The sequence below is a fragment of the Prescottella sp. GW823-FHT02E09 genome (genome assembly GCF_058797375.1).
The window spans coordinates 81,440-105,763 of record NZ_JBXAJP010000008.1; the positions used below are offsets into that span (position 1 = coordinate 81,440).

The window sequence follows — 24,324 nt, forward strand, 5'->3', positions numbered from 1 at the left end:
CCGTGGCTGAGCCTTCGGAATTATCGACCAGTTCCGAGGGCGCTGCGGGCGCATACTCCGATGACACGGAGCGCGGAGGATCCGACTTCGTCGTCGTCGCGAACCGTCTCCCGGTAGATCTCGAGAAGTTGCCGGACGGCTCCACGCGCTGGAAGCGCAGCCCCGGCGGGCTCGTCACGGCCCTCGAGCCGATCCTGCGCAACAACAAGGGCGCCTGGGTCGGCTGGCCCGGCGTCCCCGACGTGGACCTCGACCCGATCGTCGAGGACGGCCTCGACCTGTACCCCGTGCCGCTGAGCTCTCAAGAGGTCGCGGACTACTACGAGGGCTTCTCCAACGCCACCCTGTGGCCGCTGTACCACGACGTCATCGTCAAGCCGGAGTACCGGCGTGAATGGTGGAACGCCTACGTCGAGGTGAACCGGCGCTTCGCCGAGGCCACCTCCGAGGCGGCCGCCGAGGGCGCCACCGTCTGGATCCAGGACTACCAGCTGCAGCTGGTGCCGAAGATGCTGCGGATGCTGCGCCCCGACCTCACCATCGGCTTCTTCCTGCACATCCCGTTCCCGCCGGTCGAGCTGTTCATGCAGATGCCGTGGCGGCGCGAGATCGTCGAGGGACTGCTCGGTGCCGACCTCATCGGCTTCCACCTGCCCGGCGGCGCACAGAACTTCATGTTCCTCGCGCGTCGTCTCGCCGGCCAGCAGACCTCGCGCGGCACCGTCGGTGTGCGGTCCAAGCTCGGCGTCGTCCAGGTCGGATTCCGCACCGTGCGGGTGGGTGCGTTCCCGATCTCCATCGACTCCGGCAAGCTCGACGAGCTGTCCCGCCGCAAGTCGATTCGCGACCGCGCCAAGCAGATTCGCAAGGAACTCGGCAACCCGAAGCGCATCATGCTCGGCGTCGACCGTCTCGACTACACCAAGGGCATCGACGTCCGCCTCGATGCACTGTACGAGTTGCTCAACGAGGGCCGGGTCGATCCGGCCGACACCGTCATGGTGCAGCTCGCCACCCCCAGCCGGGAGCGCGTGGAGAGCTACGTGCAGATGCGCGGGGCGATCGAGCAGACCGTCAGCCGGATCAACGGCGAGTACGCCGAGGTGGGCCGCCCGGTGGTGCACTACATTCACCGGCCCATCGGCCGCGACGAACTGATCGCGTTCTTCGTCGCCTCCGACGTCATGCTCGTGACGCCGCTGCGCGACGGCATGAACCTGGTCGCCAAGGAGTACGTCGCGTGCCGCAGCGATCTCGGCGGCGCGCTGCTTCTCAGTGAATTCACCGGCGCCGCAGCCGAACTCCGCCAGGCCTTCCTGTGCAACCCCCACGACCTCGACGACGTCAAGGACAAGATGGAGGAAGCGCTGAACCAGAGCCGGGAGGACGGCCGACGCCACATGCGCGCCCTGCGCCGCCAGGTCCTCGCCCACGACGTCGACCGCTGGGCCAGGTCGTTCCTCGACGCACTCGGCCGGCAGGGCGTCGCCGGGCCGGCCCTGCTACCCGCTGACGGCGAGTACACGGAGTAGACCTCGGAACGACGAAATGGGCTCCCGCGCAATGAACTGCTCCCCGGAAGTTGGACTGGGGAAATTCAGTTCCGACTTCCGGGAGCAGTTCTGTGTATCCACAAAGTTCACTGTCTGAAGATCAGCGCTCCGCGGCGATAGCGTTGTTCTGTTCGACCGGCAGATCATCGCCTACTCGATCGGCGCGTCACCGAACCTGCAGTTGACCACAGTTCTCTGCGCGCCGCGCTCACGACCCTCGGCGACGGGCAGACGCCGCTCGTGCACTCGGACCAAGGAGTCCAGTACCGGCACCCATCCTGGCGGCGACTGCTCGCCGATGCCGGTGCAACGCAATCGATGTCCCGCAAGGCCAACTGCTTCGACAACACCGTGATCGAGAACTTCTTCGGCCACCTCGAGGCCGAACTCTTCCATCACACCCGATACCTCGATATCGAGGCGCTGACCACCGCACTCGACGACTACATCCACTGGTACAACACCGAACGGATCTCCACAAAGCTCGAGGGCCTGAGCCCGGTGCAATACCGGGCCCAGGCCCTCGCCGCCCAGGCCACTACTTTGCCAGTCCAACTATCGGGGACCAATTCACAACGCGGGAGCCCATTTGTCGTTCGGGCGGCGATCCGGCTGATCGCTAGACCGGCGTGAGCCGCCCGGTCAGCCAGCGATCGCCCTCCTTGTGCATCTCCATCCGCACACGGCTGCCGGTGGTGGCGGCGTCCGGCATGTCGGCACTGGTGGTGATCTGGTTGACGTACAGCAGCACCACCGCGTCGTCGGGGCTCGCCGATTCGATCGCCCCCGCCTGCACCGTGGCTTCGACGGTGATCTTCTTCTCCTTGGCGCCCGGCGCGATCGTCTCCTTCGCCAACTTGTCGTATTCGGCCCTGAAGTCACCGGTGAGACCGTCACCGGCGGCAGCCAACTGCTGGTCGACGTCGTTGAAGTTGTACGACAGCATTGCCATGGCCTGAGTCGTCGCCGCCTGGACCGCGTCGGTCCTGGCCTGTTCGGTGGCACGATCCTGCAGGTAACCCCAGCCCAAGAACCCGACGCCCACCAGCAAGGCTGCCACCACCACGCCGGCAACGGCGACGAGCGCCGTCGGCAGCGGGGACTTCACGGGCGCGGACTCGGACTCGGACTGCGGCGAACTGGCGTCGATGCTCATACCAGGACCCTCGTTCTCGACACTCTTCTCGGTCACGGCACGAACTCCACCTTCGAAGCGGTCAGCGTCCCGTTGTCGTCGATCACCGTGACCCGCATCCGGAAGTCACGCGTGCCGTTCTGCGTTCCGTCGGGGGTTGTCACGTCGGCGCGTGCGGACACGAGAACCTTTGCGGTGGTGTCGTTGTCGCTCTCGATTCCGGTCGCGACGATCCGGCCCACTGTGGTCACGCCGGCCTCCTTCACGATGCTGACGAACGGATCCTCGCGGCCGTCGAACTCGGACTTGAACTCGCCGCTCGCCCCCGCCAGGATCTTCTCGACATCTTCCTTGGCCGTCTCCGGCTTGATCGTCGTGAGGTTGAGGACGGTCTGCTGTGCCGTGTCCGCGAAAGCTGCTCGCCGCGCGTCACGATCGCCGGCGGCCATCCGCTCGAACACCAGCCATCCACCGACGCCCAGAAGCGCCACGATAACCAGGCCCACCGCGATCGCGGCCGCCAGCGCACCGCGACTCCGACGCGGAGCGGTCGAGGCGATCGAATCCCGATCGTCCGACGCAGTCTCCCCCGCCGCCCCAGGAAGGGGTGCCGCCGCGGAATCCCCCGGCGGCTCCGTCGCCGCGGCATCCGCGACCGGCGTCCGGCTCTTCTCCAACGTGATGGTGCCGGTGGGGCCGGTACCCGAACCGGCGGTGCTTACCTGCTCCGCCGGCCGGGTGACGTCGCCGTTCGCCGGTCCCGCACTGCGACTGGCACGCCGACGCGCCGGTCGCTTGTGCTCGTCGGGTGTCAGCCCTGCTGACGTGTCATCATCGTCTGCCACGTCGTGTCCTCCCTCGGTGTTCCTCCCGCAAGCCCCGGCTGCGAGTACAGCAGGCCGTCGGGCCCGACGTACTTGCCCGTCGTCGGGTCATAGGGGCGCGCTGTGGCAGGCACATTCGCGCTCCCGACGCTCGCCGGAGCCGTCGTGTACGAGGGTACAGACGCATCCTGCGGCGGCCCACTGGGCGGGTTGTTGCCCAGCGGAACGTATCCCGCCGCGCTGCGGCACTCCGCGGGCGAAGCGGCCCGCTTGCCCGGAACCTCCATACACGGATAGTTGCGCGCACCGCGAACTGTGGTCGGGTCGTCCTGCGCCACCCTGCAGAACAGGTCCGACGGCGTGGGAGGAGTCGTCCTCTCGTTCGGCGCACGCCACTGGTCGGCCGGGAGGAAGCCCGTGGTGCACGGCGGCGGATCGTTCACCTGCAGAGCAAAGTTCACGATCGCACCGTCGTCGATCGGTCCCTTCATCGCGATGGTCAGCAGCGAAGACACCAGCGGCGGATAGATCACGAGCACCTGCTCGATGCTCTTGTGATAGATCGTGGAGACCTCGCCGACACTCACCAGATTGGCGAGCAGCAGCGGCAGCGTCGGCTTCAACTCCTGGAACAGGGCGTTGGCCTCGCTCGCCGCGTTCGGCGTCTGCGCCAGCACGCTACGGATTTGAGGATCGCTGGCGCGCAACTGGTTCGAGAATGTCACCAGGTCCTTGGTCCACGCCCGGATCGCGTCGCTCGTGACCACCTGCGTGTCGAGCAGGCCCTCGGCCTGCTCGATCAACGTCTTGGTGGCGTCGGAGTTGGCGTTGGCCTCCTGGACGAACAGCCGCGCCGAGTCGATGAGCCGCTGCAGGTCCGGACCGGCACCGTTGAATGCCTTGAACGACTCGTCGACCACGGTGCGCAACTGGGTGTTCGAGATGCTCTGGACGAGGGTGTTCGCCTGGTCGAGCATCTCGCCGACGTCCTGCGGAGTACTCGTGCGATCGACGGGAATCACGTCCCCATCGGTGAGGTACGGCCCCGAATCGGTACGCGGAATCAGATCGACGTACTGCTCACCGACCGCCGACACGCTCTTGACCGCCGCGTCGAGGTCGGCGGGGATGTCGTAGCTGCCGCTGATGGACAGCTTCGCGTCGACGCCGTCCTCGGTGAGCACGACGTCCTCGACCTTTCCGATATTGGTGCCCCGGAACGCGACGTTGGCGTTGACGTACAGCCCACCACTCGAGGGCAGCTGCACGGTCACCCGGTTCTGTCCGATGCCGAACAGAGCGGGCAACTGCACGTATTGAGTGGCCATCACGACCAACCCGATGGCAGTCAGGATCGAGAAGATCACCAATTGGATTCGGACGAATCTCGAGAGCATCATGGCGTCGGCGCTCCTAGTTGCGGAAGGCCAGGAATCTGCAGCGACGGAACATCGTTCGCCGTCGCAGGTTTGGGCTCGGGCTGGATCAGATCGGACTTCTTCGGCTCGGGGATCTTGAGTGGATCGTTGGTCTGGCCGGCCGTGCCTGCCAACGTCCCGAGCGCGCCCTCGACTCCGGCGAGTGTCGGACCCAGACCCGTCTTGTCAATAAAATTGCTGGTCAGGCGCTCGTTGGTCAGGTCGATCATCATGTTGAGGTTCGCGTAGTCACCCTGGAACACCTGATCCATGTACTTCATCGTGAACGGGAAGGTCAGCATCATCGACAGCACCTCGGTGAGGTTGTTGCCGGTGCCGGCGAGTTGCTCCAGCAACGGTGACAGCGAGGCGAGATTAGCCTTGAGGTCGTCACCGCTCTCATTGATCACTCGCGTCGCAGTGTCGCTGAAGTTGCCCAGTGCCACGAGAGCATTCGTCAGGTTCTGACGCTGGGTCACCAGCACCTCGAGGGCGGGCGGAATGCCGTCCAGGGCCCGGTTCAGCGTGTCGGTCTGCTGGTTGACGGTGCCGGCGAGCCGATCGATTCCTTCCATCGCGGAGATGATCTGGGTGCGCTGATCGTCGAGACTGCCGACGAGTTGGTCGAGTTGCGGCAGGAGGTCCCGGATCGAGTCCTCTCGTCCGTCGAATGCCGCATTGAGCTCTCGGGTGATGTCGTTGATCTGAGCGAGGCCACCGCCGTTGAGCACGACCGACAGCGACGACAGCGTCTGCTCCGTCGTGGGGTAGGCACCCGCACGCTCGAGCGGGATGACGTCCCCGTCCTGCAGGGTGCCCTGCGGGGCGATGCCCACCGGGGGCGCCAACTCGAGGTGCTGCGAACCGAGCAGGCTGGTCTGCCCGATCTTCGCCGTCGTGTTGGCCGGCAATTGCACATCCTTGTTGAGCGACACCGTGACGAGGGCGTGCCAGTCCTGTACTTCGATGCCGGTCACCGCGCCGACCGTCACATCGTTCACCCGAACCGGTGAGTTCTGCGACATGGTCGTCACGTTCGGCATCTGAACCTGAACGGTGTACGAGTCATCTCCTCGGCCTTCGGTGCCGGGCAACGGAACCGAGTTGAGTCCGTTCCACTCGCAGCCCGTCACGGCGAGGGTGAGGGTGAGGGTGATGGCCGACGTGGCCAGCACTCGGGTTCGCTTGCGGTTCCCGGTCATCGCCCACCTCCCGGATTGAGCAGTTCGCTGAGGTCCTTGGGGACCTGGACCGACGGCATAGTGAAGAGCGGCGCAATCTCGGAGGATGACGGTCCCAACGGCGTCCGCGCCGGCACCTGGCCGGCAAGACTCGGCGGACTGAACTCGATCTGCTCCGGCAGAGCACCCTGTGCATCTGCAACACGCGTCAGGATGGCCGGGTAGTTCGTCGCGATCGAGTTGAGCACCGGACCGAGGAACTGAGCGCACAGGTCGGCCGATCGATCCGAATCGTTGGTTTCGAGCCCCGCAATGAGGCCACAGACCATGTTGATCGGGTTCCTAGCGTTGCTCGCAGCCAGAACACCGTTCACCGATCCCTGTTTGGGGGTGTAGATGTCCTTGAAGTTCGCCAGCGCGTTCGGTGCGACATGCAGAATCTGCTCGAGTTGCGGGCGCTTCTCGACGAGCACCGAGGTCGCGTCCGCCAACCGGCCGACCTGCTCGGTGAGTGAGGCGCGGTTGTCGGTGACGAAACGGTTCACGTCGCCGATCGCGACGTCGAGATCCTGCAGTGCCGTTCCGAGTTCGTCGCTGGTGTCCGCGAGCAACGAGGACACCGACTGCAGACGCCCGCCGAATTGCACGATCTGCTGGTTGCTCGACGACAATGCGGACACGAAGACCTGCAGGTTGCGGATCGTCGCGAACAGATCGGTTCGGCCGTCGGACAGCGTCTTCATTGTGTCGGAGAGCTCGCGCAACGTGTCGCGCAGTGCATCGCCGTTGCCGGAGAGGTTGTCACCCACGGTGTCGATGAAGTTGCCGAGCGAACCCTGATCGGCACCGCCCTGCGGGCCGAGCGCCTCCGACAACTTGGTCAGCTCGGTCTTGATTTCGTCCCATTCCACCGGAACTGCGGTGCGCTCCATCGGAATCTCAGCACCGTCTGCCATCGTCTCGCCCCCCGTGTACACGGGGGTCAGCTGCACGAACCGCGCCGCGACGAGGCTGGGCGCGATGATGACGGCTTTCGCGTCGGCCGGGATGTCGACGGAACGATCGACATTCATGACGACCGTCGCACCAGTTCCATTGGGGTCGATACTCTCGATCGAGCCGACCGACACCCCGAGTACTCGGACGTCGTCGCCGGCGTACAGACCCGTGGTGGACGGGAACTGCGCCGTAATGGTGGTCTTTCCGAGCCCGGGGAACAGGTAGATCACCCCTGCCGCGAGAACGGCAACCACCACGACGGCAGCGCCGCCGATCGTCAGCCACTTCTTCTTCGCACTCATGTGCTGCTGTTCGTCGCTCATCGGTTCGGATCCTTGAGCTCGGTCGTCAATGGCGGAAGCTGGGCGAGGTCCTGAGGCACATGCTCTGGCCACAACAGTTGATCGACCGCAGTCTGGGTCAGCGCGCTGACGCTGAAGTTCGCGACATACGCCATGAAGAACGGGCCACTGCCGACAGCCTCTCCCAGCGAACGCGCGTACGGCGCCAGCCCCTCGAGCGCCTGGCCGATATTGTCCTTGTTGTTCTGCAGGTTCGCGACGACCGCGTTGAGCTTGTCAAGCGTCGGCTTCATCTGCTGCTCGTTGTCCCGGACCAGACCGGTGAGCTGCTGCGATACCGACGAGACGTTCGTGATCAGCTCACTGATCGCGTTGCGGCGACGGTCGAGTTCGCCGAGCAACTGGTTGCCGTCGAGGATCAGCGAGTTGATCTGGTCGCTGCGGTCCGCGAGGATCTTCGTCACGCCCTCGGCCCGGCCCAGCAGGTCCTTCAGGGACTCGTCTCGTGAGTTGATGCTCTGTGACAGCCGAGTGACGCCGTCGAGCGCGGCGCGCAATTCGGGCGGGGTGTCGGAGAGCGTCTCCGACACCGCATTGAGCGATTCATTGAGCTGGTTCGTATCGAGATCCGCAACGGTCGAGGTGAGGTCCCCGAGCGCATCGTTGAGCGAGTATGGAGAGTTGGTGCGCTCCAACGGAATGGTGCTACCGACCTTCATGACGTCCTCGCCCTCGGAGGTCACTTGAAGCGACTTGCGTCCGAGGATCGTGTTGGTCTTGATGTCGGCGCCGGTGCTGCCGCCGAGGCGAATACCCTCGTTCATCGAGAAGGCGACCCGCACTTCGGCACCGTCGAGTTCGATGCTCTCCACCTTGCCGACGTTGACGCCGGCGAGCGTCACATAGTCATCGGGCATAAGCCCGCCCGCGTCCTCGAACAGCGCCTCGTAGCGCACGTTGCCGAACAGGAACGGCAGTCGGTCGTACTGCAGTCCAGCAAGCACAAGGCACGCTGAGACCGCGACACCGATGATGCCGATGCGCGTGAGATTCCGCTCACCCTTGGCCATCGAATGCACACCTCCCCGTCGTCTGAAGCGGTGTGGTCGGCAGGTTCACCCGCAGCTCCTTCCCGTCGGGCCCGGAGAACTTGAACGCCACTTCGCACGTATAGAACTGGAAGAACGCGCCGTACGCGCCCGTGCGGATCAGCTTCCGGTACGCCTCAGGCAACCGCTCGAGCACCCAGTTGATGTCGTCCTGGCCATTCTGCAGGTTCGTCGCGAGAACGCTCGTGTGGGCGATCGTCGACTGCAGATCGGGGCGTGCGCCCTGGAGCAGCTGCGCGAGATCGCCGGTCGCCGTGGCGATCTTCGGGATCGCTGCTCCGATCGGATCGCGGTCCTGAGCGAGCCCACTCACCAATTGCTGAAGCTGGTCGATCGTCGACGAGAACTGGTCACCCTTGTCGTTGATCGTCGCCAACGTGGTGTTGAGGTTCGTGATGACGTCACCGATCAGCTTGTCCCGGTCCGCGAGCGTGGAGGTGAACGAACTGGTGTTGCCGAGCAGCGACACCAACGTGCCGCCCTGCCCCTGAAGGACGTGCAGAAGCGCGCCACTCAAGTCGTTGACCTGGTCTGCGCTCAGCCCGCGGAGAAGCGGCTTGAAGCCACCCAGGAGCAGGTCGAGGTCGAGGGCCGGCGCTGTCTGCGACTCCGGGATGGTCCCGCCCGTGTCGAGCGGCTCGGGCGAGCCCTCGCCTTCGAGCAGTTCGAGGTATCGGTCGCCGACGAGGTTCTCGTAGCGGACCGTGGCCCGGGTGCTCTGGAGAAGCGGGTACTTCGTGTCGACGTCGAACGTCACGTTGGCGAGGTTGTCGGAGTTCACCTCGACGCCCTTGACCGTGCCCACCGGGACACCCGCGATCCGCACCTTCTCCCCGGACTTGAGCCCGGACGCGTTGGTGAACACCGCACGATAGCCGTCGGTGCTGCTGAATCGGGCCTGGCTGAACACGATTGCCAGACCGGCGAAGATCAGCACCATGACGGTGGTGAACGCGAGGAACTTGACTGTGGTCGCGCGCATCACTTCTGACCTTCCGCAACCGGGGTTCCGCCGTAGAGCATCTGGAACAGCGTGGGCATGCTGATGGTGGTCTTCGTCGCAGGCATGTACGGGGTGTTCGCGCTGTCCGTCACGACGAACGGCGCGTTGCCGTCACGCCTCGGATCGAAGTCGGGGAGGCCCCAGCAGCTCGGACCGCCGGTGGCGTTGACCTTCGGCAGATCCCGCGGGTACGTGTACGGCTCGAGGCCACCCAGGAAGCTCGAACTCATCGCGAAGCCTGCCTGGGCGCCGCCCTCGATCTGCTCGGCCATCGGGCGGGCCTTGTTGAGACCCACGATGAGGCACGAGATCGCCGGTGAGTACCCCGACAGCAGTGCCGTGGTCGGCTCCAGCAGCTCGAGCGCCCGCGTCAGATTCGCCTCGTTGTCGGTGAGCAACTGGTTGCCGTTGTTCGCCAGCGCCACCGCGTTCTCCAGCGTCATACGGAGGTTCTCCCGCTCCTCGACAATGCTGCCGCTGGTCGCGGTCAGATTGCCGAGCAGCGTCATCAGGTCCGGTGTGACATCGGCGTACGTGTTGGTCACAGTGGCCGCGGCGTCGAGATCCCGCTGCAGTTGCGGCAGAGTCGGGTTCATCTTCTTCAGGTACGCGTCGGTTTCGCCGAGCAGCTCACCGAGCTCGTTGCCCCGCCCGTTGAGCGCCGACGAAATGGCGCCCAGCGTCGCGTTGAGCTTGTCCGGCTCGATCTGCTGCAGCAACGTGGACAGGTTCTGGAAAAGCGTGTTGAACTCCACCGTCACGCTCTCTGCACCGATAACCGAACCCGGCTGTAGCGACTTCGGCGACGGATCGCTGGGCGTGACGAAATTGACGTACTTGGCGCCGAACACCGTGGTCGACTTGATCTCGACGGTCGAGTTCGACGGAATGAGGTGCAGCTGAGACGGATCCATGTCCAGCTTCAGCCGGGCCTGGCCGTCGACCTCGTCGATCGAAGCGACTCGTCCGACCTCGACACCACGAAGCTTGACCTTGGCGTCGGGGTCCATCACCAGGCCTGAACGCGAGGCCGTGATCGTCACCGGTTCGCTCTTCGTGAATCCACCGACGAACATCGTCAGGGCGACCACGACGATCGCCACGAGACCGAACACCATCGCGGCCGCGGCAAACTTTGTCTTCCACCTTGATTCGGGCATCGCTCCTCCGCCTATCCCGAGAGGTTGAAGTTGCCGGACTGGCCGTAGATCGCCAGCGAGATCAGCAGGGTCACGGTCACGACTGCGATGAGCGAGGCTCGGACGGCGTTACCGACCGCGACACCGACACCGACGGGACCGCCGCTGGCGTTGAAGCCGTAGTAGGTATGGATCAGCATCACGGCCACGCCCATCACGATCGCCTGCACGAACGACCAGAGGATGTCCGTCGGAATCAGGAACGTGGAGAAGTAGTGGTCGTAGACGCCGCCGGACTGACCGTTGAGCACGACCGTCGCGAACCGGCTCGCCACGAACGATGCAATGACCGCGAGCGAGTACAGCGGGACGATCGCGATGATGCCGGCCATCACACGGGTCGACACCAGATACGGAACCGACGGAATGGCCATCGATTCGAGCGCGTCGATCTCCTCCGAGACGCGCATGGCACCCAGCTGCGCGGTGGAGCCGGCGCCGATGGTGGCTGCCAGGCCGATACCCGCGATGACCGGTGCGGCGATGCGCACATTGATGAACGCCGCGAAGAAGCCGGTGAGCGCCTCGACACCGATGTTTCCGAGCGAGCTGAAGCCCTGGACTGCGATGGTGCCGCCGGTGAACAGCGTGAGGAATCCGACGATGACGACGGTGCCGCCGATGACAGCGAGTGCGCCTGTGCCCATGCTGATCTCGGCGATGAGACGCAGCACTTCCTTCCGGTAGTGCACGAGCGCGCGCGGCGCCCACACGAGGGCACGCCAGAAGAACAGGGCCTGCTCGCCGACCCGGTCCACCGAGCGCGATGTGCGTGCGAGACGCCGCCGAGTGCGGACGAATCGCCCTGATGCCACCAGAGCCATCTAATTCACCACCCTGTCACTCATCCGGACGTCAACTTGATACCGATGGCGGTGATGAGCACGTTGACCACGAACAGCGCCATGAACGAGAAAACGACGGTCTGGTTGACGGCGTCGCCGACACTCTTCGCGCCGCCCCGGACGTTCATTCCGAGGTACGCGGCCATGAGACCGGCGATCATGCCGAACAGACCGGCCTTGAGCATCGAGATCATCAACTCGCCGAACCCGGTGAGGAGGGTGATGCCGTTGACGAAGGCGCCGGGATTGACGTCCTGCACGTACACGGAGAAGAGGAACCCGCCGAGGATGCCGATGGTGCAGACCAGGCCGTTGAGCAGGAGTGCGACCACAGTGGAGGCCAGGACTCGCGGCACCACCAGCCGGTGGACCGGATTGATACCGAGCACCCGCATCGCGTCGATCTCCTCGCGGATGGTGCGGGCGGCGAGGTCCGCACAGATGGCGGTCGCGCCGGCGCCGGCGACGATGAGCACCGTCACGATCGGACCGACCTGCGTGACTGCGCCCAGTGCCGCACCAGCGCCACTGAGGTCGGCCGCGCCGATCTCCCGCAGCAGGATGTTGATCGTGAAGCTCACCAGCACCGTGAACGGGATCGCGACGAGCACCGTCGGGATCATCGACACCCGCGCCACGAACCATGCCTGATCGATGAATTCCCGCCGCTGGAACGGACGTGAAAACACGGCCCTGAGCGTGTCCGCCGACATCGCGAAGAATCCGCCGGCCGCTCTCAGGGGTACCTCGAGGAGGTCGACCACTCTTCCTCCTCACCCGTACTCGTCATGGTTGTCCACATTTGCGCCGGCCACTCTCGCGACACAGCACCTCCCCCAGAGCGCCCGAACAGCACAAACGCCCTGTGATCCACGTCATATTAACTAGAACGTGTTCACCTGTCAAAGGTCCCTGATGTCCGGGTTGCAGAACCTCATCCACGGCACTCGAAACCTTCGCCTCCAACTGGCCCGGCCGCCGCGACGACGGGCATCGCGCACCGCCGCTCACGCCTCCGGACCCCACGGCTCCCAGGGGCGCCCGCGGCTCCGATAAATCGGCCTGACCACTACATACGATAGAAGTCCGAGAAGATCCCCCGAGCGCCGGGCATCGCACCGGGAGCGCTCCACGAGGACCGGATCGACCCCCGCCCACCCCGGCGCCCACTCACGCCTCACAGCACCATCGACACCATCACAGGACCAACCCGTCCCGCCGCGACCGACGACAGAACTGGAACATGTTCTAGACACCAGTACAGTGTTTTGCATCGGCACGCCCCCGCAGTGCCTCATCCCCCGGCGCACGGACCTCGCATCGCATGCGTCTGCACCATCTTCGTCCGCATTCGTCCTGCATGTATCGAAAATCCCGCAATCTCCCGTTACAGAGGAGGTTGCGGGATCGGATCGATGCGGAGCGGGATCAGCCCAGGCCCTTGAGAGCCTCCGACGCCGAGAACATGCGCTCGGGATCACGGTCGTCGAAGTACGCGCCCATCTCGTCCGCGAGATCGGCCGGCGTCCACTGCGCGGCGGCGTCGAATCGCTGTTCCACGACCGGTGCCGCCATCAGCGCGACCATGGGGCCGTAGACGACGAACACCTGACCGTTGACCTTGTCCGCGGCCGGCGACGCGAGGTACGACACCAGCGCGGCGACGTGCTCGGGCGACAGCGGATCGATCTCACCCTCGGGGGCGTCACCGAAGACCGACTCCGTCATCGACGTCCGGGCGCGGGGGCAGATCGCATTGGCTCGCACGCCGTACCGGGACAGACCGCGCGCTGCCGACAGCGTCAGGGCCGTGATACCTGCCTTCGCGGCGCCGTAGTTCGGCTGCCCGGCCGGGCCGAGCAGACCAGCCTCGGACGACGTGTTGATCAGTCGGCCGTAGACGGGCGCACCGGCCGCCTTCGACCGGTCCCGCCAGTACGTGGCGGCGTTGCGGGAGAGAAGGAAGTGACCACGGAGGTGGACCTTCAGGACGAGGTCCCACTCCTCATCGGACATGCCGAAAAGCATGCGGTCACGGACGATACCCGCGTTGTTGACGACAATGTCGACGCCACCGAGACCCTGCGCCGCGGCCATGAGCGCGTCTGCAGTGGACCGCTCCCCGACGTCACCGGCGACGAACTCGACTTTTCCACCGAGAGTGCGGATTTCGTCCAGCGTGGACTCGACCGCGTCGTTGATACCGAGATCGTTGACGACGACCGCCGCCCCGGACTGCGCCAGGCCGATCGCCTCGGCTCGACCGAGGCCCGAACCCGAGCCGGTCACGATTGCGACCTTGCCCTCCAGGCTGACCTCGCGACTGTTGACTGCACTCATGAACGCGCTCCCGTACCCGTGACGTCGACCGGCCTGGTGCCGATCGGTGCCTCGTCGCTGCGGCTGCCGGCGACGCGGCCAATGTAGAACGCGTTCTACATTGGCCGCAAGGTTCGGTCTAGTGTTCGGTCAACGCAGCGCGCGGGCACTGCGCGATCGCCGAACGCACGTCCGCCTCCCGGTCGGCCGGCGGCACGGGAGCCGAGATGATCAACTCCTCGTCGTCATCCAGATCGAAGATGTCGGGAGCGATTCCGACGCATACGCCGTTCGCCTCGCAGCGATCCCTGTCGACCCTTACCTCCATGACCAATCCTCATTTCACATTCGTTCGAAAGACTCGCGGAAAGCGCGTTGCACCGGGCTGTGGTCCAACGACTTCGGTGATAAGACTAGAACCCGTTTCACTGCTGTGCAATGATTCGGACAACCATCCTCGACGCGGCTGCTGCACGGCTCCGCCTCGGTGACGGACAGCCCGCCGCACGGCCCCGATCACCTCGGCCGTGGCCCGCGATCTTTCCAGAAACCGTGCCGAATCCCGCGATTCCGCGCCGACGATAGCCCGGATTGGAGAAACCAAGTGGATATCACCTACACCGCGGAGCAGCAGAAGCTGCGCGAGGAATTGCGAAGCTACTTCGCGAAATTGATGACTCCGGAACGTCGTGAAGCCCTGATGGCGACCACCGGCGAGTACGGCGCAGGAAACGTCTACCGCGAGGTCGTCCAGCAGATGGGCAAGGACGGGTGGCTCACCCTCGGCTGGCCCAAGGAGTACGGCGGCCAGGAGCGATCCACGATGGATCAGCTCATCTTCGTCGACGAGGCCGCGATCGCCGGTGCGCCGGTGCCGTTCCTGACGATCAATTCGGTCGCGCCGACCATCATGCATTTCGGTACGGCCGAACAGAAGGCCTACTTCCTGCCCAAGATCTCCGCGGGCGAACTGCACTTCTCGATCGGCTACTCCGAGCCGGGCGCCGGCACCGACCTCGCGTCGCTGCGCACGTCCGCGGTCAAGGACGGCGACGACTACGTCATCAACGGCCAGAAGATGTGGACGAGCCTCATCCAGTACGCCGACTACGTCTGGCTCGCGTGCCGCACGGATCCGGCCGCGAAGAAGCATCGCGGCATCAGCATGCTGATCGTGCCGACCACCGCTGAGGGATTCTCGTACACGCCGGTCCACACGATGGCCGGGCCAGACACCAGCGCGACCTACTACCAGGACGTCCGTGTGCCGCAGAGCTCGCTGGTCGGTGAGGAGCACGGCGGCTGGAAGCTCGTCACCAACCAGCTCAACCACGAGCGGGTCGCGCTCACGTCGGCCGGCGTGATCATGACCGCGCTGCAGGAAGTGCGTGAGTGGGCACAGAACACCAAGCTGGCCGACGGCCGTCGGGTCATCGACCAGGAATGGGTCCAGATCAACCTGGCCCGGGTGCACGCCAAGACCGAATATCTCAAGCTCATGAACTGGGAGATCGCGTCGGCCACCGACCACGCTCCCGGCCCCGAGGCGGCGTCGGCCAACAAGGTGTACGGCACCGAGTTCGCCACCGAGGCGTACCGGCTGATGATGGAGATCCTGGGCCCGTCCGCCACCATCCGGCAGAACTCGCCGGGAGCGGTCCTGCGCGGACGCCTCGAGCGGTGGCACCGCTCGGCACTGATCCTCACCTTCGGCGGCGGCACCAACGAGGTCCAGCGCGACATCATCGCCATGACCGCCCTCGGCCAGCCCCACGCCAAGCGATAAGCAAGGACCACACCATGGACTTCTCTCTCACCGAGGCCCAGCAAGACCTGGCAGGTCTCACCCAGGGCATCGTCTCCGACATCGTCACCAACGACCGTTTGCGCGAACTCGACTCCGCTGAGGATCGCTTCGACCGCAAGCTGTGGGACGCGCTCGCGTCGTCCGGCGTGCTCGGCGCAGCGCTGCCCGAGTCGGTCGGCGGCGACGGCTTCGGCATTCTCGAACAGTGCAGCATCCTCATCGAACTCGGTCGCGGCGTCGCACCGGTGCCGTATCTGTCGTCGATCGTGATGGGCGCCGGGGCGATCGCCCAATTCGGTTCGGACGCCCAGCGTGCCGAATGGGGTGCACCCGCGGCCGCCGGATCCAAGATCATTGCCGTTGCACTCGCCGAGGAGCTCAACGACAACCCCGCGGCGCCGGTCACGCGGGCGGAGCGGACGGCGAACGGGTGGACGCTGAGCGGCACCAAGATCGTCGTCGACGGGGCTCCGATCGCCGACCTGGTCCTTGTGCCGGCCGCCACCGACGGTGGCACCGCGCTGTTCCTGGTGCAGCCGGGCGACGCCGGTGTCACGATCACGCGCCAGCAGACCACGGACTTCGGCTGCACCGGCATCGTCGAGCTGGCCGACGTCCAGCTGGGTGCCGACCGCGTGCTCGGCACCGTCGAGCAGGGCGGCGAGATCGTCGAGTGGATCCTCGACCGCGGCGCCGTGGGCTCGAGTGCCTTCCAGTTCGGTGTCCTCGACCAGGGGCTGAAGATCACCGCCGATTACGCACGCGAACGCGTCCAGTTCGACCGGCCCATCGGCAGCTTCCAGGCCGTCGCGCAGCGCCTCGCCGACGGGTACATCGACGTCAAGGGTGTGCGGTTGACCCTGTGGCAGGCCGCTTTCCGTCTGGCGGAGGGGCTGCCGACCGAGGGCGAGATCGAGATCGCGAAGTTCTGGGCCGCGGATGCGGGTCATCGCGTCGCGCACTCCGTCGTGCACATCCACGGCGGCGTCGGTCTCGACGAGGATCATCCGGCACACCGGTACTTCCTGGCCGCGAAGCGTCAGGAGTTTCTGCTCGGGTCCGCGACCGATCAGCTCCGCCGCCTCGGTGCCGTGTTGGCCGCGACGCCGGCGTAAGCACCACGGACGCAAGCGGTCGGAATCCATTCGACCGGACCGGTCCCACACAGTGAAATCGGGAAGCATGACGCGCATCACAATCGTCATGATGTGGGAATGACAGCGACTCCCACGGTGGCGGACCTGCTCGCTCACCTCCGCCACATCGATACGCACGGAATCCGATTCGAAGACCAGTACATTCCGTGGGCGGAACACGTCCACGGAATGTACGACCGTGCGTCCGCTCTGAGCCACCTGCTCAATCCGGAGCGACCGCGACATTTCGGCGTCCTCATGGACAACGTCCCCGAGTTCTCCTCCCTGCTCGGCGCCGCCGCGTTCTCCGGTGCCGTTCTCGCCGGTCTCAACACGACCCGGCGCGGTGAGGCCCTGGCCCGCGACATCGCACTGTCCGACTGCCAGATCGTGTTCACCGAGAACACTCAGGCCCATCTCCTCGACGGCATCGACCTCGGCGACGTCCGGGTGATCAACGTGGACGCCCCGGAGTGGACGCAACTCCTGTCCCCCTTCGCCGGCAGTCCCGTCGTCGCACCCACCGCCGCACCCGACGACCTGTTGATGCTCATCTTCACGTCGGGCACCAGTGGCGACCCGAAAGCCGTGCGGTGCACGCACGCCAAGATCGCCGATCCCGGCATCATGCTCGCGGACCGGTTCGGACTGTCCGGCGACGACGTCGTCTACATGTCGATGCCGATGTTCCACTCCAACGCGATGATGGCGGCGTGGGCCGTCGCACTGCGGGCTCAGTCGGGTATCGCGATGCGACGCAAGTTCTCCGCGTCCGGCTTCCTTTCCGACGTCCGCCGTTACGGCGTCACGTACGCCAACTATGTCGGTAAGCCGCTCTCGTTCATCGTGGCCACCCCGGAGCACTCCGACGATGCCGACAACACGCTGAAGATCATGTACGGCAACGAGGGTTCCGCCCCCGTGGTCCGGGAGTTCTCCCGGCGCTTCGGGGCGCGCGTGATCGACGGCTTCGGCTCCACCGAGGGCGGCGTATCCATCTCGGCCCACCCCGAGTCGCCTCCCGGCGCCCTCGGGCTCCTCCCGAAGGACGTGGAGATTCGCCACCCGGACACCGGCACCGTCTGCCCGCCGGCAGAATTCGACGCCTCCGGCCGCCTCGTGAACGCCGAGGAGTCGACCGGCGAAATGGTCAACGTGTCGGGCGCGGGCGCGTTCGCCGGCTACTACAAGAACCCTGAGGCGGACGCCGAGCGTCTACGCGACGGCATGTACTGGAGCGGCGACCTCGCCTACCGGGACACCGACGGCTTCGTCTACTTCGCCGGCCGCAGCTCCGGCTGGCTCCGGGTGGACGGCGAGAACCTGGGTGCCGCACCGATCGAACGGATCCTGGTGCGCTACCCGGGCTTTGCGCAGGTGTCGGTGTACGCGGTGCCGGACCGGGAAGTCGGCGACCGCGTGATGGCCGCCGTCATCCCCACCGCGGACGCCGCGGACTTCGACCCGGTCGCCTTCGCCGAATTCCTGGACGGGCAGCCCGATCTGGGACCCAAGCAGCGCCCCACCCTGCTGCGGGTGTGCACCGAGTTCCCACGGACCGCGACGTTCAAGGTCGTGACGCGCACGCTCAGCGCCGAGCGCTGGCACTGCGCCGACCCGGTCTGGCTCCGCGATCGCGGCCAGGACGAGTTCGAGCTGCTCACCCCGGAACTCGCGCTCACCCTGGAGCGTCAGACCGCAGACGCCTGAGCTCCGCAGCCGCCCGACCAACGACAGCGCCCCCGGAACATCGTTCCGGGGGCGCTGCTGTGTCGTGCGGGCGTCAGCCCTTGAGGCCGTCGAGGCGGGAGACCGTCGACTCGAACTCCGCGACGAGTTCGGCCATGATCTCGGCGACCGGTCGGATCTCGTTCATCCGGCCGACGATCTGACCGACCGGCATCGCCACGACCTCGGGGTCGCTGCCGGCGGAGATGCGCTGATGCGCCTCGCTGACGAGAATGTTCTGCAGCGGCATCGGAAGCGGTTCGGGCGCACCAGGCTTGGACCAGGCCTCGGTCCACTTGGTCTTGAGCAGGCGTGCCGGCTTGCCGGAGTAGATCCGCGACCGAACGGTGTCGGCCGATGTCGCACCGAGCAGCGCGCGCTGGATCGACGACGGGCCCTCGGCCGCGCTACCGAGCTTGTACTCGCTCGTCGTCAGCCAGTACGAGCCCATCCAGACGCCGGAGGCGCCGAGCGCGAGTGCCGCGGCGACCTGACGGCCGCTCCCGATGCCACCGGCGGCGAGGACACCCGCGGAATCGCCTACGGCGTCGACGATCTCGGGGACCAGCACCATCGAGGCGATCTCACCGGTGTGACCGCCCGCCTCGTAGCCCTGGGCGATGACGATGTCGACGCCGTTCTCGACGTGGCTGCGTGCGTGGTCCACCGCTCCCGCGAGCGCGGCCACCGGAACACCCTTTTCGTGCGCGAGGTCGATCACATCCCTGGGCGGAGACCCGAGGGCGTTGGCGATCAGCGCGATTCGGTGGTTCAGCGCGACGTCGACGTGCGAGCGGGCGACCGAGTGCAGCCAGCCGAGGACTCCGGTGGCGTGCTCGACATCGTCGGACAGCGGCGGGACGCCCAGTTCGTCGAGTGTGCGGTTGACGAACGCACGGTGCTCGGCGGGGATGAGCTTGTCGAGGTCGACAGCGCCGCCCTCGGTGGGCACCTTCGCCGGCATCACGATGTCGACGCCGTACGGCTTGCCGTCGGTGTTCTCGTCCATCCAGGTGAGGGTGGCCTCGAGCTCGTCCGGGTCGTTGAACCGGACGCACCCGAGGACGCCGAGACCACCGGCGCGGCTGATCGCCGCCGCCACATGCTCGGACGGCGTGAACCCGAAGATCGGATACTGGATGCCGAACTTCTCGGCGAGATCGGTGTGCATCAAACGTCCTTGCCATTGGTGTAGTGATCGTCCGCCGCGCGCGACTGGGTCTCCGCGGTGGCCCACTTGTAATCGGGCTTGCCGGCCGGCGAGCGCTTGATCTCGTCGACGAGCCACAGGCTGCGTGGCACCTTGTAGCCGGCGATCTCCTTGCGGGCCGACTCGACGATGTCGTTCAGACTCGGGTTGGTTCCGGGACGCGGTGCGACGACGGCCGCGACGCGGTTGCCCCAGCGCTCGTCGGGCACACCGACGACCAGGACGTCGAAGACGTCGGGGTGCGTCTTGACGGCGCCCTCGACCTCCTCGGGGTAGATCTTCTCGCCGCCACTGTTGATCGAGACCGATCCGCGGCCGAGCATCGTGACGGTGCCGTCCTCCTCGACCGTGGCGTAGTCGCCCGGGATCGAGTAGCGAATTCCGTTGAGGACCTTGAACGTCGACTTGGTCTTCTCCTCGTCCTTGTAGTAGCCGAGGGGAATGTGGCCGCTGCGAGCGAGCACGCCGACCTGGCCGGAACCGGGCACGACCGGGATGCCGTCGTCGTCGATGACGACCGTGGCGGCGTCGATCTTCACACGTGGACCGCCGGTGTGCTCGAAGCCCTTCGTGATGGTGGCCAGACCACCGAAACCGGTCTCGGAGGAGCCGATCGAGTCGGTGAGCAGACGGTTCGGCAGCAGGTCGAGGAACTGCTCCTTGAGCGCCGGCGAGAACAGAGCCGCGCTGCTGGCGATGACGTACAGCGACGAAAGGTCGTACGGCTCACCGGTCTCCGGGTTCCCTGCGACGAGTGCGTCGATCATGGGCCGTGCCATCGCGTCGCCCGTGATGAAGATGAGGTTGACCTTGTGCCGGTCGATGACCTGCCACACCGCGTGGCCGTCGAACTCGGGGTGCATGACGAGCGTGCCACCGCCGAAGAGGCTGTGGAACACGGCCGACTGCGAACCGCCGTGGATCATCGGAGGAATCGGGAAGCGAACCATCGCGGGGTTGGCGGCGCCGACCTTCGCCAGCTCCCACTCGTCCTCGAGGTACTCGCCGGTGACGAAGTTGACGCCGCCGCCCAGCACGCGCCACCAGTCCTCGTGCCGCCACATGACGCCCTTGGGCATGCCGGTGGTGCCACCGGTGTAGAGGATGAAGATGTCGTCGGGGCTGCGCTCACCGAAGTTGCGGTCGGGCGATCCCTGCGACAGTGCCTGCTCGAATTCGACGCCACCGTACGACGAGTAGTCGAGATCCGTGCCGTCCTCGACGACGATGGCCGTCTTGACATGCGGGGTGTTCGGCAGAACACCCGCGACCTTGTCGCTGTAGCGGCGCTCGTGAATGAGTGCGACCATGTCCGAGTTCTCGAAGATGTACTGCAACTCGTTCTCGACGTACCGGTAGTTGACGTTGACCATGATGGCGCGGGCCTTGAAGATGGCCACCATGGACACGATCGCCTCGATGGTGTTCCGGCTGTAGATGCCCACCTTGTCGCCGGGCGCGACACCCTGATCCCGCAGGTAGTTGGCCAGACGGTTGGCCTTCTCCTCCAGTTGCGCGAACGTCAGCTCACGGTCGGCATCCACGAGGGCGAGGCGGTCCGGGTTGAGATCGATCGAGTGCTCTACGAGGTCTGCGATATTAATGGCCACGTCAACAAAGTAGAACGTGTTACTGTCGGTGACAAGACCTAATTTGAGACTCAACTCACACACATAGCGGGAGCCCTCAGTGTCCACCGAAACTACGGAAAATACAGACGTTTCGGCGAAATCGCCCCACTGCCTCGTCGAGAAGCGTGGCCACGTCCTGATCGTGACGATGAACCGCCCCGAGGCCCGAAACGCGCTCTCGGGCGAGATGATGGCGATCATGACCGACGCCTGGGACCGGATCGACTCCGATCCCGACATTCGCGTCGCGATCCTCACCGGCGCCGGCGGCACGTTCTGCGCCGGAATGGACCTCAAGGAGATGAACCGCAACGCCCCGGGCGACAAGTTCGGCGCGGGGATGGACGTGACGCGGTTGCCGGCACTGTTGAAGGGCCGCCGCCTCACCAAGCCGCTCATCGCCGCGGTCGAGGGCCCGGCCATCGCCGGCGGCACCGAGATCCTGCAGGGCACCGACATCCGCGTCGCCGGCGAGAGCGCCCGGTTCGGGGTCTCCGAGGCGCGACTCGGACTGTTCCCGCTCGGCGGATCCGCGGTTCGACTGGTGCGCCAGATCCCGTACACCGTCGCTGCAGAGATCCTGCTGACCGGTCGAACGGTGCCCGCCCCCGAGGCCAGGGAACTCGGCCTCATCGGCCATGTCGTCCCCGACGGCACCGCCCTCGACAAGGCACTCGAGATCGCCGAGCAGATCGCCGCCAACGGCCCCATCGCGGTACAGGCGATCCTGAAGACGATCCGCGTCACCGAGGGCATGCACGAGGAGGACGCCTTCGCGCTCGAGGCCGAGATCGGCATGGCCGTCTTCAAGAGCGACGACGCCAAGGAGGGCCCGCGCTCCTTCGCCGAGAAGCGTGCCCCCAAGTTCACCGGCAAGTAGCCGGTAACTGCTTCAGCTGAAGGGTCCCTTCATGCGCTGTCAGCGCCTGAAGGGACCCTTCAGCTGCTACGGGACACCCGGAGACCACCGCACGATGCGTATTCTCGACGGGCATTGACCGACGATCGACAGGTGAGACCGTAGATGGGCACAACCGCTGGTGACGCGACGCAGCCGGAGTGGCAGCGCCTGGAGCCGTTGGAGCTCACGCCGATCCTGTCCGCGGCACTCGATGCGTTCTACGAGAAGGGCTTCCACGGCGCGTCGGTCCGTGAGATCGCCCGCCGGGTCGGGGTCACGGTTCCGGCGCTGTACTACCACTACGACAGCAAGGAAGGCCTGCTCGTCGCCCTGATCGAGCTGGCCACCGGGGACGTGCTGGCGCGGGCGCACGCCGCGAACGACGCCGGCGGCAACGATCCCGCCCAGCGCCTCGAGAACGTGGTGTCGGCGATCGTGCTGCGATTGACGAACCGGGCACGACTGGCCGCCATCGAGAGCGAGGCGCGCTACCTGGGGCCGGAGAACCACGAGCGGTACCGGACGGTTCGCAAGGGCATCGAGAACCTCGTGCTCGGCATCGTCCGCGACGGTGTCCGCTCGGGCGATTTCGCGGTCGAGGATCCCGCCGAGACCACGCGCGCCATCCTCGGCATGTGCCAGGCGATTCCCCGCTGGTATCACGCGGAGGGCGAGCTGGGGCCGCAGGCCGTGGCCGCCAAGTACGCGGCGATCACGTCGAAGATGGTCGCGGGCGCTCACAGCTGATCTGCAATTGACCGAGCTCGGGCCGCCGTGGTACCACACTTAGCGATCGATAAGTAAGCACGGCGAGGAGAGGAACCACCATGGCCCAGGCAGTCATCGTCGACGCGGTCCGGCTCGCGTCCGGTAAGGGAAAGCCCGGCGGCGCGCTGTCCGGCACCCACCCGGTCGAACTGCTCGCCCAGGTTCTGCGCACGCTGGTCGAGCGCAACGACCTCGACCCCGCCCAGATCGACGACGTGATCGGCGGCTGCGTCGCCCAGGTCGGCGAGCAGTCCCTCAACATCACCCGCACCGCACTGTTGTCGGCGGGCTTCCCGGACTCGGTGCCCGCCACCACGATCGACCGCCAGTGCGGGTCGAGCCAGCAGGCCGCCCACTTCGCCGCCCAGGGCATCATCGCCGGCGCATACGACATCGTCATCGCCTGTGGTGTCGAATCCATGAGCCGCATCCCGATGGGCACCGCGACCATGGGCAAGGACACCGTCGGTCCCGACATCGCCGCCCGCTACCCGGAGGGCCTCGTCAACCAGGGCATCTCCGCCGAGCTGATCGCAGCGAAGTGGAAACTCGACCGCGAAACCCTCGACGCCTACTCCGCGCAGTCACACCAGCGCGCCGCCGCCGCGATCGCCGCCGGCGCGTTCGACAACGAGATCATCTCCATCGAGGTCACCAACGCCGCGGGTGAGACGGTCGCGCACACGCTGGACGAGACCGTCCGAGCCGCCACCACCACCGAGGGTCTGGCCGGTCTGCGCCCCTCGTTCCGCACCGACGAATACGCCGCCCGCTTCCCCGAAGCCCCGTGGCACATCACCCCCGGCAACTCCTCACCGCTGACCGACGGCGCCTCCGCCGTCCTGATCATGAGCGAGGAGATGGCGTCCAAGCTGGGCCTGACCCCCCGCGCCCGGTTCCACTCGTTCGCCGTCGCCGGCGACGACCCGATGTTCATGCTCACCGCCCCCATCCCCGCCACCCACAAGGTCCTCACCAAAGCGGGACTGTCCATCGACGACATCGATGCCTACGAGGTCAACGAGGCCTTCGCCCCCGTCCCGCTGATGTGGGCCCACGAGTTCGCCGCCGACCCCGCCAAGCTCAACCCGCGCGGCGGCGCCATCGCGCTCGGTCACGCCCTGGGCTCGTCCGGCACCCGCCTGCTCACCACCCTCGTCAACCAGCTCGAGGCCACCGGCGGCCGCTACGGCCTGCAGACCATGTGCGAAGGCGCCGGCATGGCCAACGCCACCATCATCGAACGACTCTGACAC

The 24,324-nt window shown here is 66.1% G+C and carries 22 protein-coding genes; 8 read left to right on the top strand and 14 right to left on the bottom strand.

Annotated elements, in window-relative coordinates; translation table 11 throughout:
• The first annotated feature begins 2 nt into the window (after positions 1-2).
• Together AC1RIF_RS20595 and AC1RIF_RS20600 are read left to right on the top strand one after the other, a co-directional pair.
• Positions 3-1,532, top strand: a complete 1,530-nt coding sequence (locus AC1RIF_RS20595; RefSeq protein ID WP_492603221.1) for an alpha,alpha-trehalose-phosphate synthase (UDP-forming) — start codon at positions 3-5, stop codon at positions 1,530-1,532.
• 261 nt (positions 1,533-1,793) lie between these two features.
• Positions 1,794-2,186 (top strand): IS3 family transposase, encoded by a 393-nt coding sequence (locus AC1RIF_RS20600; protein ID WP_492603222.1) that lies wholly within the window; start codon positions 1,794-1,796, stop codon positions 2,184-2,186.
• Here the strand turns inward: AC1RIF_RS20600 and AC1RIF_RS20605 are convergent.
• The 12 genes from AC1RIF_RS20605 to AC1RIF_RS20660 form a co-directional block, all read right to left on the bottom strand.
• Positions 2,173-2,745 (bottom strand): Rv1363c family protein, encoded by a 573-nt coding sequence (locus AC1RIF_RS20605; RefSeq protein ID WP_492603223.1) that lies wholly within the window; start codon positions 2,743-2,745, stop codon positions 2,173-2,175. The two genes, AC1RIF_RS20600 and AC1RIF_RS20605, sit on opposite strands and share 14 nt — an antisense overlap.
• Entirely contained in the window at positions 2,742-3,533 is a 792-nt protein-coding gene (locus tag AC1RIF_RS20610; RefSeq protein WP_492603224.1) for an Rv1363c family protein, read from the bottom strand. Before AC1RIF_RS20610 ends, AC1RIF_RS20605 begins: the two co-directional genes overlap by 4 nt.
• Positions 3,500-4,912 (bottom strand): MCE family protein, encoded by a 1,413-nt coding sequence (locus tag AC1RIF_RS20615; RefSeq protein ID WP_492603225.1) that lies wholly within the window; start codon positions 4,910-4,912, stop codon positions 3,500-3,502. The genes AC1RIF_RS20610 and AC1RIF_RS20615 overlap by 34 nt, the downstream gene beginning before the upstream one ends.
• Positions 4,909-6,132 carry an MCE family protein gene (locus AC1RIF_RS20620; RefSeq protein ID WP_492603226.1) on the bottom strand — a complete coding sequence of 408 codons (1,224 nt, stop codon included), beginning with the start codon at positions 6,130-6,132 and terminating at the stop codon, positions 4,909-4,911. Before AC1RIF_RS20620 ends, AC1RIF_RS20615 begins: the two co-directional genes overlap by 4 nt.
• Positions 6,129-7,433 carry an MCE family protein gene (locus tag AC1RIF_RS20625; protein WP_492603227.1) on the bottom strand — a complete coding sequence of 435 codons (1,305 nt, stop codon included), beginning with the start codon at positions 7,431-7,433 and terminating at the stop codon, positions 6,129-6,131. Before AC1RIF_RS20625 ends, AC1RIF_RS20620 begins: the two co-directional genes overlap by 4 nt.
• Entirely contained in the window at positions 7,430-8,482 is a 1,053-nt protein-coding gene (locus AC1RIF_RS20630) for an MCE family protein (RefSeq protein WP_492603228.1), read from the bottom strand. Before AC1RIF_RS20630 ends, AC1RIF_RS20625 begins: the two co-directional genes overlap by 4 nt.
• Positions 8,469-9,503, bottom strand: coding sequence for an MCE family protein (locus AC1RIF_RS20635; protein WP_492603229.1), 1,035 nt, complete (start codon positions 9,501-9,503; stop codon positions 8,469-8,471). Before AC1RIF_RS20635 ends, AC1RIF_RS20630 begins: the two co-directional genes overlap by 14 nt.
• Positions 9,503-10,684: an MCE family protein gene (locus AC1RIF_RS20640; RefSeq protein ID WP_492603230.1), complete on the bottom strand. Its 1,182-nt coding sequence runs from the start codon at positions 10,682-10,684 to the stop codon at positions 9,503-9,505. Before AC1RIF_RS20640 ends, AC1RIF_RS20635 begins: the two co-directional genes overlap by 1 nt.
• Positions 10,685-10,695: 11 nt before the next feature.
• Positions 10,696-11,547, bottom strand: a complete 852-nt coding sequence (locus AC1RIF_RS20645) for an MlaE family ABC transporter permease (RefSeq protein WP_492603231.1) — start codon at positions 11,545-11,547, stop codon at positions 10,696-10,698.
• A 20-nt stretch (positions 11,548-11,567) separates the two neighbouring features.
• A complete protein-coding gene (locus AC1RIF_RS20650; protein WP_492603232.1) occupies positions 11,568-12,332 on the bottom strand; it encodes an MlaE family ABC transporter permease in 765 nt (254 codons plus the stop codon).
• Positions 12,333-12,996: 664 nt separating this feature from the next.
• Entirely contained in the window at positions 12,997-13,908 is a 912-nt protein-coding gene (locus AC1RIF_RS20655) for a 3-oxoacyl-ACP reductase (protein WP_492603233.1), read from the bottom strand.
• 118 nt (positions 13,909-14,026) lie between these two features.
• Positions 14,027-14,215 carry a ferredoxin gene (locus AC1RIF_RS20660; protein WP_114720967.1) on the bottom strand — a complete coding sequence of 63 codons (189 nt, stop codon included), beginning with the start codon at positions 14,213-14,215 and terminating at the stop codon, positions 14,027-14,029.
• A gap of 276 nt (positions 14,216-14,491) precedes the next feature.
• Between AC1RIF_RS20660 and AC1RIF_RS20665 the strand changes: the two genes are divergently transcribed.
• From AC1RIF_RS20665 to AC1RIF_RS20675, 3 genes are all read left to right on the top strand, one after another.
• Entirely contained in the window at positions 14,492-15,673 is a 1,182-nt protein-coding gene (locus AC1RIF_RS20665; protein WP_492603234.1) for an acyl-CoA dehydrogenase family protein, read from the top strand.
• Positions 15,674-15,687: 14 nt separating this feature from the next.
• A complete protein-coding gene (locus AC1RIF_RS20670; RefSeq protein ID WP_492603235.1) occupies positions 15,688-16,809 on the top strand; it encodes an acyl-CoA dehydrogenase family protein in 1,122 nt (373 codons plus the stop codon).
• Positions 16,810-16,908: 99 nt separating this feature from the next.
• Positions 16,909-18,540 (top strand): long-chain-fatty-acid--CoA ligase, encoded by a 1,632-nt coding sequence (locus AC1RIF_RS20675; RefSeq protein WP_492603236.1) that lies wholly within the window; start codon positions 16,909-16,911, stop codon positions 18,538-18,540.
• A 73-nt stretch (positions 18,541-18,613) separates the two neighbouring features.
• On the opposite strand, the gene AC1RIF_RS20680 is transcribed toward AC1RIF_RS20675, so the two are convergent.
• Together AC1RIF_RS20680 and AC1RIF_RS20685 are read right to left on the bottom strand one after the other, a co-directional pair.
• Positions 18,614-19,729: an NAD(P)H-dependent flavin oxidoreductase gene (locus tag AC1RIF_RS20680; RefSeq protein WP_492603237.1), complete on the bottom strand. Its 1,116-nt coding sequence runs from the start codon at positions 19,727-19,729 to the stop codon at positions 18,614-18,616.
• Entirely contained in the window at positions 19,729-21,378 is a 1,650-nt protein-coding gene (locus AC1RIF_RS20685) for an acyl-CoA synthetase (RefSeq protein ID WP_492603238.1), read from the bottom strand. Before AC1RIF_RS20685 ends, AC1RIF_RS20680 begins: the two co-directional genes overlap by 1 nt.
• Positions 21,379-21,457: 79 nt before the next feature.
• Between AC1RIF_RS20685 and AC1RIF_RS20690 the strand changes: the two genes are divergently transcribed.
• From AC1RIF_RS20690 to AC1RIF_RS20700, 3 genes are all read left to right on the top strand, one after another.
• A complete protein-coding gene (locus AC1RIF_RS20690; protein ID WP_492603239.1) occupies positions 21,458-22,279 on the top strand; it encodes a crotonase/enoyl-CoA hydratase family protein in 822 nt (273 codons plus the stop codon).
• A 144-nt stretch (positions 22,280-22,423) separates the two neighbouring features.
• Positions 22,424-23,047 carry a TetR/AcrR family transcriptional regulator gene (locus AC1RIF_RS20695; RefSeq protein WP_492603240.1) on the top strand — a complete coding sequence of 208 codons (624 nt, stop codon included), beginning with the start codon at positions 22,424-22,426 and terminating at the stop codon, positions 23,045-23,047.
• Between the two features lie 80 nt (positions 23,048-23,127).
• Positions 23,128-24,321, top strand: a complete 1,194-nt coding sequence (locus AC1RIF_RS20700; RefSeq protein WP_492603241.1) for a thiolase family protein — start codon at positions 23,128-23,130, stop codon at positions 24,319-24,321.
• The last annotated feature ends 3 nt before the right edge of the window (positions 24,322-24,324 follow it).